Raw genomic sequence first — 12,511 nt, forward strand, 5'->3', positions numbered from 1 at the left:
AGAAATTAGCAAAAGTACTACGCAGAAAATACAGTCTGACTATCAACAAGAAACACGTCTGTGGTAAGGAAACAAAAAGAGGCAACTCCCAAAGCGGTTAGTTGCCTCTCTTTAATATGAGTTGCGCCACACACTCCACGTGCGCCGTATGCGGAAACATATCTACAGGTTGAATATAACTTACATCATATTTTGAACTTAAAGTCTGAATATCCTTCGCTAAGGTTGACGGATTACAGGAAACATAAATCAATTTCTCCGGTTTAACCTGCAAAATGGTTTGCAGAAGTTGATTGTCTAATCCCGTTCGAGGTGGGTCCACAACGATGACATCCGGCTTCCAGCCTTTTTTTACCCACTTAGGCAATATCTCTTCGGTTTTCCCAGGTACATACTTTGTATTCGTCAATCCATGTCGCTTGGCATTTTTCTTCGCATCGTCAATCGATTCAGGAATCACATCCATGCCGCGAACCTCTGCTGCCTGATCAGCGAGCCACAATCCGATGGTTCCAACACCACAATAAGCATCGACAATCTTCTCTTTTCCAGTAAGTGCTGCTGCTTTTTTCACCTCATCGTAAAGCTTGACGGTTTGGATTGGATTCAGCTGAAAAAACGTTCGGGCTGACAGTTCGAATTGCAAATCCCCCAAGGTCTCTTGAATAAACTCTTCACCAGCAAGGGCAAGGGTTTCGGCTCCAAAAATGAGCGAGGTTTTTTCACCGTTTATGTTTTGCACGATTGATTTTACTTTTGGTAATCTTTTTTGAATTTCTTCAATGATTGTTTCCTTTTTAGGAAGGTCTTTTTGAGTAGTAATCAGTACTACCTGTAGCTCCTCTGTTTCCACTCCCACTCGCGCAACAATGGTTCGAACAATTCCTTTTCGAGTTTTTTCATTATAAATAGGAATTTGCAGGGCTTGTAAAATCGATTTTACAGTTGTGACAGCTTCATTTGTCTGGGAATGTTGGACCGCACAATGTTCAATATCAATCAGCTGGTGTGAATTCATCCCATATAATCCTGCTAATACCTTGCCATTTTTCTGTGCGACTTGAAAACTGCTTTTATTCCGGTAGCCCCAAGGATTTTCCATCCCGATGGTTTCGCGAATATCGATTTTGTCCACTTTTAGCTGGGTATGCCGCTCAAGGGACTGGATAATAATATCGCGCTTTTCCTTTAGCTGCTGTCCGTATTGCAAATGTTGAAGCTGGCAGCCACCGCATTGCTCATAAAATGGACATGGCGGCTGAACGCGGTGTGGAGATTTTACCCGAATTTTTTTGATCTTTCCCTCAGCAAATTTAGGATTGATTTTAGTTGCTTCCACGACAACTTCTTCACCAGGCAGGGCCCCTGGTACAAAGACCACCTGCTTTTTAAAATATCCCACACCTTCCCCATTAATCCCGAGCCTTTTAATCGTTAACGGAAAGGTTTGTTTCAATTGTATTTTAATACCTTGTTCGGTTTTCATTTTGCTCACTCCAAATTTTTCAAAAGCTTGAATTGTATTATAGCACGATTCATGGAGAAAAGCCGAATTCTGTTGAATCCGGCTTTGATTGATTATTGGGGTTTTGGAAAATCATCAAGACTTTTAAATTTATAGCCTCTCTTTTTCAAGTCTTTAATCGCCTGTTCTAATGCATCGGCGTTGTCCTTGGAAATAGAATGAAGCAGGATTACACAGCCTGGATGGATTTGCTTCATGATATTATTGTAGGAATATTGCCAACCTTTCTGCTGATTCACATTCCAATCAACGAAAGCAAGTGACCAAAAGACATGCGTGTAGCCTTCTTCTTTCGCAACTTTCAACGTTCTTTCACTGAAAACGCCGCGGGGCGGACGAAGGTATTTCATTTCTTTTTGTCCGGTTACTTCTGTTGTTTTAACCTTAACTTTTTGAAGTTCTTCACGGATTTTTGCATCTCCCACAGCTGTGAAGTCGGTATGACCCCAGGAATGGTTGCCAATGATATGTCCCTCTTTCACCATTTGTTTGGCAAGTCCAGGCTGTGAATTTAAAAAGTGCCCTGTCACAAAAAAGGTTGCCGGCACTTTTTCTTTTTTCAATACCTCAAGAATTTTAGGAGTGAAGCCATTTTCATATCCGCTGTCAAAGGTAAGATATAAGATTTTAGAATTGGGATCTCCTTTGTAAAAAGCCCCGTACCTGGCAAGCAGTTGGTCATACTGTGCGCCTGCCTCAGGCGGTATTTCATTTTGGGCTCTTTTAAATCCCCAGTGAATCGGTTGATTGGATACTGCCGCGTATGTACTTGTTGGGAGCAGTAAGCACATAATCGCAAACAAAATCATTAAACGTTTCATCCATGTTCCCCCTATGATTGGTTTATTTTATTTTTTGTTAAAAAAGGGAAAAGGATAATTAGTATTTATAGGAAATCTTTAGGGGGTTGGTAGATGCGGCCTTTTTTCGTTCCGGTAGAAGGTAAATTTAGTAATTCTAATTGATAGGAGGAGGCCCTTCTTGTGGGAAGTTGCAGAAATTCTCGTAGTCCCGAATTGGAAATTGAGGTGTTAATAAGAAGGAAAAAATCATTAATCGCTTCAAGGCCACCCTCCTTTGTAATATTTTTACAAACCGGGCATATCCATTTGTTTCCTTTGTAGTCCATAGGTAGATACACACAGATTAAACAGCGAACCCCTGGAACAATATCTCTTTTATCTATACTCAGCGTTTTAAGAAATCGGACCTATATGGTGTGTGTTTACTTAAAAGTAGTCTTTTAATTTTTCCAATCGTTTTTTGATCTACTCTATCCTTTGAATAGTATTTCTCAAGGTCTTCTATTTTCTTCAAAAGGTTAGCGGCTTTGCAAATCATTTTTTCAGCTTCATTATATCCTAGAGCAATCTTCACTTCTGCTGATGAATTAGTGAAAACAACTACAGTCTCAATGGGAATAGGAGGAATTTGATACTTTTGAAAAAATATTGTAAAAGAATTTTATGTCTGTTCACTTGTGCAATTGGATTATCATAGATCATTTCGAATTATTGACCTCTTGCTTTAACTGGTGTTTTTCTAATGTACGTGTTCCGGAATAGTTTTTTGACTCTATGAGGATGATTAGTCTTGGAGAAAGAAGGTGTGCAACCATTTGGAAGAAGGAATTTCTGACAGGAAGTCGGAGACCGTGAAATATATGATAGTTTTTTTCGGGGAGTAATCCAAGAAAATAGTTTAACGTCCTCTCACCTTTATATCCTGAAGCTAAAATTCTGATTTTTGACTCTACTTCTGCCATCATGGGATGGTTAGTTGACAATCTTCTTTGAGCAGCTTCTGCCTGTTGTAACGTAATCGGTTTAATTAACTGTAAATCGAACAAATTTCTCCCTCCTTCTGCTATTTTATTATCTATTTCGACATCATTTTAAGAATTCCTCCTACTCTATTGCTTCTTTGCTTTACCGCTTTAAAGCTTTATTAAAAAATTCACGGGTGATATTAACAAAAATCTGAGGATATTAACAAATTTCGCATAGATATTAACAAAATTTGCTCCCATAATAACAAATTTCAGGATATATTAACAAATCCGCCCCAGCCCCCACATCCACCTCCCAACCACAAAAAAAGAGATAGGCGCACGCCTATCCCCCAAAACCCCTCTTATTTAAAAACCTTCTCTTTAAATTGAGCTAATTTCTCTAAAGATGACTTATCAACATCAGCATGAAGGCTGTTGCCATGAGAGTCCATCGTGACAACGGCGGTAAAACCTTCAACGCGAAGGTGCCACATCGCTTCTGGAATACCGAACTGCATTAAATCCACGCCTTCAACACCTTTAATACAATCCGCATAATACTGCGCAGCACCGCCAATGGCGTTCAAGTATACGCCACCATGCTCTTTCAAAGCCGCTAACGTTTTAGGTCCCATTCCGCCCTTACCAATGACTGCACGGATCCCAAACTTCTTCATTATATCCCCTTGATAAGGCTCCTCACGAATACTTGTTGTCGGACCGGCAGCCTTCACATGCCACTCGCCCTTCTCATCCTTCAACATTACCGGTCCACAGTGGTAGATAACTTGTCCATTCAAATCAACAGGTGCATCATGATCACTTAAATACTTATGAATCGCATCACGGCCGGTGTACATTAATCCGTTAATTTGAACAACGTCACCCACTTTAAGTGAGCGGATTTTTTCTTCCGTAATTGGGGCCTCTAATGTAATCACATCTGCAGAAGTAGCAGCAGCTGTTTCTTTATCAGCCTCATTCTCTTTAAAATCAATGAATTCACCATCTTGGTAAGCCCACTCTTTAATTTCACCTGACTCAGCATCAACACTCACACCTAAGCGGCGGAATGCCCAGCAATTATAAGCAACAGAAACATAGAAACTTGCTGGAATACGGTTCATAACGCCGATTTTACACCCTAAAAGGGTTGCTTCACCGCCAAAGCCCATGGTTCCAATTCCTAGCTTATTTGCATTTTCCAGCACGTATTCTTCCAATTTACGAAGGTCTTCGTTTGGATTGACATCTTCTACAGAACGGAATAATTGCTCTTTCGCCAAATCATAGCCTGACGAACGGTCTCCACCAATACCGACCCCAATAAAACCAGCGCTACAGCCTTGGCCTTGTGCCTGGTAAACCGAATGCATAATACATTTGCGGATGCCATCAAGGTCACGACCGGCACGACCAAGTCCTTCTAATTCACATGGTAAGCTGTATTGAATATTCTTATTTTCACAGCCGCCGCCTTTTAAAATCAATCGGACATCAATATAGTCTTTTTCCCATTGATCAAATTTAATAACTGGCAATCCAGCACCGAGATTGTCGCCGCTATTTTCACCAGTTAAAGAATCAACCGAGTTCGGACGCAACTTTCCTCTTTTAGTTGCAAGAACAATCGCATTTCGGATCGCGTCTTTCAACTCCAGTTGATTTACACCTATAGGTGTTTTAATTTTAAAAGTTGGCAGACCGGTATCCTGACAAATCGGCGATACTTGCTCGTCCGCCATTTTAATATTTTCCGTAATAGTGGAAAGACTCATTGCAGCACGAGTCCCAGCGTTTTCTTTTTCCTTCGCAGCTAAGACCGCACGACGAACGTCTTTTGGAAGCTTGGTGGATGTTTCAACAATCAGCTCGTACATACTTTCTTGAAATTTTTCAATATTCAATTCGAGTGCCCCTTTCCCTTTGTTCCCCAATTAATCGATTCCCAATTTTACAACTATTTGTACGCTTACATTATACTCTTATAAACAGGAGAATTAAAGAATTTGCTTCCTTTTGGAAACAAGTACAAGTCCATTAAAAAGAGCCTGTTCTTAAACAGACTCCGTTACTTCACGATTATTAAATTCGCGGCATTTCGATTCCATCTCGTCAAGCATAGAAATTAAACGATCAATATCCTCTAAATCAGCATCTTCTGGATCAATCGCATCCAGTACATCAATAAATATATTTAATCGGTGTTTTAAGAAATCAACTTGCGAATTCTTATTTTGAATTGGGCTGCCCAAATAAAACACTCCTTTCATTACCGTTCCATCCTATCGAAATAAAGGAATTTTGGCAATGGGTTAATCCTATTTTGCCCACTTTTATCAAAAAAAGAACCCCCCAGTTTGAGGAGTTCGATAAATTCAACTTATCTTGGACGCTCTGAAGCAGCAAAGCCAAAGGAAACATAATCCTGAACAGGGATCCAAGCACCAATGCCTTGGGAGGTCACATTCTTGATGACAATAAACTTCTTACTACCTTTCAGCATTAAATAAACTTCCCCGTAAGTTACTTTCCCTTTTTCATTTACCCCTGGTGCATAAGCATATAAGTAGCCTAAGCGATTAGGTGGAATATTATAAATATGATCATTTTTCGTCCCGGCACCAATAATAGTTTCAAAAGCTAATGGTAGACGTGTCTTTTCCATTGCCTTTAACAACATCATCTTTTTAACTTCTTCTGCATTCGGAATTTTAGATGTCAATCCGCCTCTTATGACTTTTTGGGCTTCCTGCACATATTTAATTTGGTACGGAACATTGCCGCCACGATTATCAAAATAATTGGTATTAATTTTTTGATACTCCCAATTTGGTGATGTTTCGGATGATTCATAGTTTAAAGGCCATTGACCTAGATAAATAATCGCTCTATAACCTATTGCAAACGGAGTGCTGTTAATACTAGTCTCATTAAGCATCCGAATCAAATCTGGATTTTGAATTTTAATTCTTGAAGAATTAATCAGCTTTTTAGTCAAATCACTTGGCTGCAACAATGGTAAGTCCTGTGTCGAGTTTGGATACGTATTTTCTTTCGAAATATTACGAACGGACGGTGGAACTTGATATTTTACAGCATCTGGTTTTACCGGGGCTTTTTGAGCAAAAGCAGACGGTATAATGGTTAACATTAATAGCAGACACAAAAGTAAAGAAGCATTTTTCTTCAACGGTTGGAACTCCTTTCAGTAAAAACATTAATCAGTCTACTAGTAGTTTTTTCGGAGTTCCGCAATATTATCCATACGGAGTGATGACTTTTTTCACATTACTATGAATATTTAAGTTCTCATTCCTTCGATTGAGTACAAAAGTAACAAAAATGTAATAATCTGATTATTTACAAAATTTTAACTAGGATTTATAATAAACTTAACCTTTTAAAAAGGAGGGCAGTAATCAATCGGCAGACTATTTACTTAGACTAAGGAGGTTGGGATTCCCGTCTTATATGAAATTCAACACTCGTGTTTTTCTATTGATTCACATTAAACATGAAGGTTGGTGATTGATGGTACCCACTAATGAAAGCGATTGATTTTGAACCCTAATAACAAGTGTATTTCATTAAGCACTTGCATGAAGATTTACCCATACATTGAAAAAGTATTTGAAAAAAAGGAGACTCTATACCAATTAGGCATAGAGTCTTTTCTATGTTTACAATAAGAAAAATCCAATCCCCATTATGACATAGGCGGCTAATAACGTTAATCCTTCGAACCAGTTAGATTCTCCGTCATTTGAAATAACCACCATCAATAATACAGAAGAAACCATGGCGATTAACTCCTGCCAGCTAAAGATCAGCGGCATTGACTTTTCAAATAAGAGTGAAACGAGGACAAGCACCGGTAATACAAACATCGCCACTTGCAAAGTAGATCCTATCGCAATTTCAACAGCGATATCCATTTTATTTTTAAATGCCATTAAGACTGCTGAGGCATGTTCTGCAGCATTCCCGACAATGGCTACGATAATGATACCGATAAATAAATCCGACCAGCCGAATGTCTCACCAACGTACTCAAAGGTATGAACTAGATGCTCGGATATATAAGCGACGGCAATGGTTGCGATGAACAGAACCAAAATCGCCTTCCCTTTTCCCCACTCCGGTTCCTCTTCCTCCTGAACCTCTTTAGGGGCTGCTGATTGGTATACACCACGATGGGTAACCAACTTAAAGAAGAGAGCAGCTAAATATAGAAGAATTAAAATGATCGATGTGCCAATACTTAACGTTAGTGTATTAGTTTTGTTCATATTAATCGAAAACACTTCCGGAATTACAAAGGCAATCATGACGGCAAACATAAGCAATCCGGAATTATGTCTGGCATCATATACATTAAACTCCTGACGTTTATATTTTAAGCCCCCTACAAAAAAAGAAAGTCCTGCAACAAGGAGTAGGTTCCCTAATACAGAACCGGTTAAAGAAGCAAGGACGACCTCAACTAACCCAGCCTTTAAAGCAAAGATTGATATAATGAGCTCAACTGCATTTCCAAATGTTGCGTTTAATAGTCCGCCAATCCGGGGTCCTGCCACAATCGCGAGACTTTCAGTCGCTCTACCCATAAAACTGGATAACGAAATAATCGTTAAACAATAAAGGATAAATAGGATTATATTTGACCAATGCATCATTGTTCCAATCACAGATAATGGAACACCTATGAATGTCATTAGCATGAAAATTTTATTCGTCAATGCATTTCCTCCAGTTCACTCCAGATTTTCACTTATTTTTCCCACTTAAACCTAAATTTACCTAAAAATAAGTAAAATGTCTAGAGAGCTGTTGCTCCGCTCCTCCTAAAGGAAAATGTAAGCAAATTCATATCTTATCGCATAGAATATATGGTAAAATAAATAAAAAGAATACATGTAGAGAGTTTGCTGTCATCACTTGATGACAGCTTTCGTGTTTTTTAAGGGTAGTGAATTTGATTATTCTTCTCAATTACTAAGTAAAGGGGAGCTAAATAACGAAAAAATTAGCGGAAATGAGGAGGGAGAAAATGAGTACTGAAGCAAAAGTCTTAACAAAGGGGATTCAGGAAGTCAGTTTTCTTGAAAAAATAAAACCACATATCGAATTAATCGCTGCTGGTTTAAGTGGTGTTTTAATTTTGGCAGGCTGGCTGTTTGATCGATATGGGGAAGGTGTCGAATCGATTATTGCCTATTTACTTGCTTTTGTGATTGGCGGCTTTGCCAAAGCAAAAGAAGGAATTGAAGCCACCTACGAAAATAAAGAATTGAACGTCGAAATGCTGATGATATTTGCAGCAGTTGGTTCGGCGATTATTGGGTATTGGACCGAGGGGGCCGTATTAATCTTCATATTTGCTGTCAGCGGCGCATTGGAAACGTACACCATGAATAAAAGCCATAAGGAAATCTCTTCTTTAATGGAGCTTCAGCCACAAGAGGCCTTAAGGATTACCGATGGTTATGAACAGCGAGTAGCTGTTTCCGAACTATCTGTGGGGGACCATATCTTAATTAAACCTGGTGAGCGCATCCCATCAGATGGGATGATCTTCAAGGGGCAGTCGAATATCGATGAAGCAGCCATAACGGGTGAATCCATGCCTGTATCTAAGAGTGAACAAGCAGAAGTGTTTGCGGGAACGGTCAATTTGTCAGGTTCCATTACCGTTCAAGTGACGAAAGAAAGCACTGATACCCTGTTTCAAAAAATAATTCAGCTTGTTCAGACCGCCCAAAGTGAAAAATCACCCTCACAGTTATTTATTGAGCGATTTGAAGGAACCTACGTCAAAGTGGTCCTGCTCGTCGTCATTTGCATGTTCTTTTTACCCTATTTCTTGCTTGGATGGAGCTGGCATGAGTCTTTCTATCGTGCAATGATTCTATTAGTAGTGGCATCACCTTGCGCCCTTGTAGCATCCATTATGCCTGCTACCCTTTCTGCGATTTCAAACGGAGCAAGACATGGAATTTTAGTAAAAGGCGGTGTCCATTTAGAAAATTTAGGACATTTAGAAGCCATTGCATTTGATAAAACCGGTACGCTAACGAAAGGAAAGCCGGAGGTGACGGACGTAATAGTCATAAACGGACTCAATAAAGATGAACTGATTCTAAAAGCAGCATCGATTGAGAACTTATCAACACATCCACTTGCACAAGCGATTGTTAAATATGCAAAACAAACACTAAAAATGGATTTACTACAACCGGACAGCCTTGAAGATATACCTGGCTGGGGTGTGAAAGCATCGATTAACGGGGAACAATGGAAAATTGGGAAAGCCTCCTTTATGACAAACAACCACTTAGATATGTTTGCTGAGGGGCAGACAAAAGAATTAGCTTGTTTAGGCAATACCTTAGTTTTTATTGAGATTGATGGTGTTCTTAGTGCCATGTTTGCCTTAAAGGACGTGGTCCGGGAAGAAACAAAACATGCGATTCAGGATTTAAGAAAGCAAAATATAAAAACCATCATGTTGACTGGTGATAGTGAAAAAACAGCGCGTGCAATTGCTGGCGAAAGTCATGTGGATGAATTTTTCGCTGAATGTCTTCCAGAGGAAAAGGTTGAAAAGGTAAAACAGCTTAAAAATCAATATAAAACCGTGGCCATGGTCGGGGATGGTATAAATGATGCCCCAGCCTTAGCCGTTGCTCATGTTGGCATTGCCATGGGTGAAGGAACCGATGTAGCCCTAGAAACAGCTGATATTGTCCTAATGAAAAATGATCTTCCTAAAATCGCAGAAGCAATTCGCCTTTCGCAACGAATGAACAAAATCATTAAACAAAATGTGATTTTCTCTATTACAGTTATTATGCTGTTGATATGCTCCAATTTCTTTCAATGGCTTGATTTGCCTTTTGGAGTCATTGGCCATGAAGGAAGTACCATCCTTGTGATTTTAAATAGCCTTAGGTTGTTAAAATCATAAGAAAAGCGCAAGGCGCTTAGATTTCGGCGACAAGCACAAGACGAGCCGGCCGAAAGGTTTGTTCTTTAACCTTTTGGACGGATTGGCTTGTAACCTCGAGTCGATGGCGCCTGGAGCTGGACCATTCTCAAAGCCGAAATTTATACTTTCTATTCAAGTAAAGGACCGGGTGATTAAACACCCGGTCTTTTTATGTTATGGCTTAGTGATAGCCGTTAGATCCATTTGCAGAACCTGAAGTTTTATTCCCTTTACTGCCTTTTCCCTTTTGCTTTGTGCTGCCATCTTTTTTCGTATGCTTGGTCATGGTGTCATCCTCCCTTGTTGTTCGGGGACTATGCCCTCCATGATAGTTTGGACGGAATAAATTTTTTCATGAAGGTAAGTGTTAACAGTTTGTCCGTTTTTTTTCACTATAAAAGGCATTTACTTCTCCGCCTAAAATAATAATAAAGGCGGATAGATATAACCAAATCATTAAAACAATGATCGCCCCAATACCACCGTAAGTAAGGGAATAGTTACTAATATTATTGACGTAAAAAGATAAACCGATTGACGAAATAATCCAGCCTAGCGTAGCAAAAAGCGCACCTGGGAAAGCACTTCTACAGCGGAGCTTTACATTAGGTGCAATCCAATATAATCCGGTAAAGATAAGAAAGAGAATAATGGCACTGACCAGCCAGCTTAACGTATCCCAAACCTTTATAAATTGTGAAGTATAGCCCAATTTTGAGAATAAAAAAAGACCTATTTCCCTGCCAAATACAGGGAGAATGATAGCGAGTAAGAAAACAAAAATCATCCCAAATGTTAATAAAATCGCCATTCCTCGTGCCACTATGAAAGACCGACTTTCCTTCACATTATAAGCCTTATTAAAAGCCCTTACGATCGCGTTAATACCGTTTGAGGCCGACCAAATCGTACCAATAACCCCAAACGAAAGTAGACCTCCATTTCGCTGGCTCATAATTTCCTTCACATTTTTTTCAATTAATTGCATTGCCTCAGCAGGTGCAAAATCACGTATCATCCCGAGCATATCCTGGTGCGGAATCGGGAAATACGGTAGAAGTGTAAATAATACAATCAGGAGCGGAAATAAGGAAAGAAGAAAAAAATAGGCCAATTGTGCACTTAAGCCGGGAAGATCATCTTCTTCAATCCGATGCCAAAGTAATTTCAGCAATGAAGAGCGTACGTTTACTTCCTTGTCCATTTAAATCCTCCTTCTTAATCAGAATTATTCTCTTTCTGTTACCTCTTTTAAAAGTTCCTCTTCATCCTCAACAGTAAAAGTATCTTTTGTTTCTTTAAGTAATTCAGTCACTTGGGGTGTCAGTTCTCTTAATTCCTCTACTTTTTCCGTTATATAGGTTATATCCTCACTTACCGCTTCAAAGGTGGATTTAAGTTTGGCTGCGGTTCTCTTCACTTTATTAGATATTTCATCGGGGTGACAAACCAAATGTCCTAGGCTTTCGGAGGTCTTTTTTACGTTTTCTTTCATCACCTCGCGTGTATTTCGATCTAATAAACTCAAGGCGCCTCCCGCAATTGCCCCTAGCAGCATACCTTTCCAAAACTGATTTTTCCTTGTCATTTTAACCTCTCCTCCGAAGATGATAATTATCATTGGTTTCCATAAAAGAAAATAATACCAATGTATATCATACCATTTATTTGCGGTTATCAAACCGTTCTAATGAATTCTACTCTTAGTCATTAATTAGTTTCTTTGGTTAAACTACAAGAAAGATTAGTATTGACAGATACTTTTTAACATGAAAAGATGGGATTAAAATTGATCAAAAAAGGGTGATAAAATGAATTTAGCAGAAAAGTCTGTTGAAAATGTAGAATTTATGATTGAACAAATAAAAGAAAAATTAAAGGTACTCAACCTTGGCGCCATCAAGCCCTCCCATTTTGATGAAGATATGTACGAAGAGTTAAAAGAGATTTATGAAATGGTTCTTAAAAAGAAGTCTTTCAGTCCGAACGAAATGCAAGCATTAGTAGAAGAGCTAGGAAATTTACGAAAAAAATAAGAAAAGCGCAAGCGGCTTGGTCAGCCCCGATATAGGGAGATTTCGATGGCAAGCAAAGCGTAGCCAGAGATTAGTCTCCCTTAATGCGAACAGAAAACGATAGTTTTCTGTAGCCAAGCACAAGACAAGCCGGCCGAAAGGTTGCCTTTTAACCTTTTGGACGGCTTGATCTAAAAGTGGAGGCGACT

General features: G+C 39.2%; 11 protein-coding genes. 2 read left to right on the forward strand and 9 right to left on the reverse strand.

Annotation, left to right across the window (positions count from 1 at the left end):
* Positions 1-97: 97 nt before the first annotated feature.
* The 7 genes from rlmD to cax all read right to left on the reverse strand — a co-directional run bounded on the left by rlmD (position 98) and on the right by cax (position 8,038).
* The gene (gene rlmD / locus JOC76_RS00400; RefSeq protein WP_205175187.1) at positions 98-1,486 is read right to left on the reverse strand and encodes a 23S rRNA (uracil(1939)-C(5))-methyltransferase RlmD; all 1,389 of its coding nucleotides are present in this window, start codon (positions 1,484-1,486) and stop codon (positions 98-100) included.
* Between the two features lie 92 nt (positions 1,487-1,578).
* On the reverse strand, positions 1,579-2,346 hold the full coding sequence (gene pdaA / locus JOC76_RS00405) for a delta-lactam-biosynthetic de-N-acetylase (protein ID WP_205175189.1): 768 nt from the start codon (positions 2,344-2,346) through the stop codon (positions 1,579-1,581).
* A gap of 680 nt (positions 2,347-3,026) precedes the next feature.
* Complete coding sequence (locus tag JOC76_RS00410) at positions 3,027-3,374, reverse strand: nuclease-related domain-containing protein (RefSeq protein WP_205175191.1); 348 nt, start codon at positions 3,372-3,374, stop codon at positions 3,027-3,029.
* Positions 3,375-3,658: 284 nt separating this feature from the next.
* Complete coding sequence (locus JOC76_RS00415) at positions 3,659-5,203, reverse strand: fumarate hydratase (protein ID WP_275591310.1); 1,545 nt, start codon at positions 5,201-5,203, stop codon at positions 3,659-3,661.
* Between the two features lie 150 nt (positions 5,204-5,353).
* Positions 5,354-5,551, reverse strand: coding sequence for an SE1561 family protein (locus JOC76_RS00420; protein ID WP_205175692.1), 198 nt, complete (start codon positions 5,549-5,551; stop codon positions 5,354-5,356).
* 128 nt (positions 5,552-5,679) lie between these two features.
* Positions 5,680-6,489, reverse strand: a complete 810-nt coding sequence (locus JOC76_RS00425) for a YfkD famly protein (RefSeq protein WP_205175193.1) — start codon at positions 6,487-6,489, stop codon at positions 5,680-5,682.
* A 490-nt stretch (positions 6,490-6,979) separates the two neighbouring features.
* Positions 6,980-8,038: a calcium/proton exchanger gene (gene cax, locus JOC76_RS00430; RefSeq protein ID WP_205175195.1), complete on the reverse strand. Its 1,059-nt coding sequence runs from the start codon at positions 8,036-8,038 to the stop codon at positions 6,980-6,982.
* A gap of 311 nt (positions 8,039-8,349) precedes the next feature.
* On the opposite strand from cax, the gene JOC76_RS00435 reads away from it, so the two are divergent.
* Positions 8,350-10,266, forward strand: coding sequence for a heavy metal translocating P-type ATPase (locus tag JOC76_RS00435; RefSeq protein WP_205175197.1), 1,917 nt, complete (start codon positions 8,350-8,352; stop codon positions 10,264-10,266).
* Between the two features lie 388 nt (positions 10,267-10,654).
* Here JOC76_RS00435 and JOC76_RS00440 read toward each other — a convergent pair whose 3' ends face one another.
* Positions 10,655-11,491, reverse strand: a complete 837-nt coding sequence (locus JOC76_RS00440; RefSeq protein ID WP_205175198.1) for a YihY/virulence factor BrkB family protein — start codon at positions 11,489-11,491, stop codon at positions 10,655-10,657.
* Between the two features lie 24 nt (positions 11,492-11,515).
* Entirely contained in the window at positions 11,516-11,875 is a 360-nt protein-coding gene (locus JOC76_RS00445; RefSeq protein ID WP_205175199.1) for a YtxH domain-containing protein, read from the reverse strand.
* Positions 11,876-12,098: 223 nt separating this feature from the next.
* Here JOC76_RS00445 and JOC76_RS00450 point away from each other — a divergent pair, with 223 nt between their 5' ends.
* A complete protein-coding gene (locus JOC76_RS00450) occupies positions 12,099-12,323 on the forward strand; it encodes a DUF1128 domain-containing protein (RefSeq protein WP_205175200.1) in 225 nt (74 codons plus the stop codon).
* Positions 12,324-12,511: the final 188 nt, after the last annotated feature.

It is taken from the genome of Neobacillus cucumis, assembly GCF_016908975.1.
Lineage (GTDB): Bacteria > Bacillota > Bacilli > Bacillales > Cytobacillaceae > Neobacillus > Neobacillus cucumis.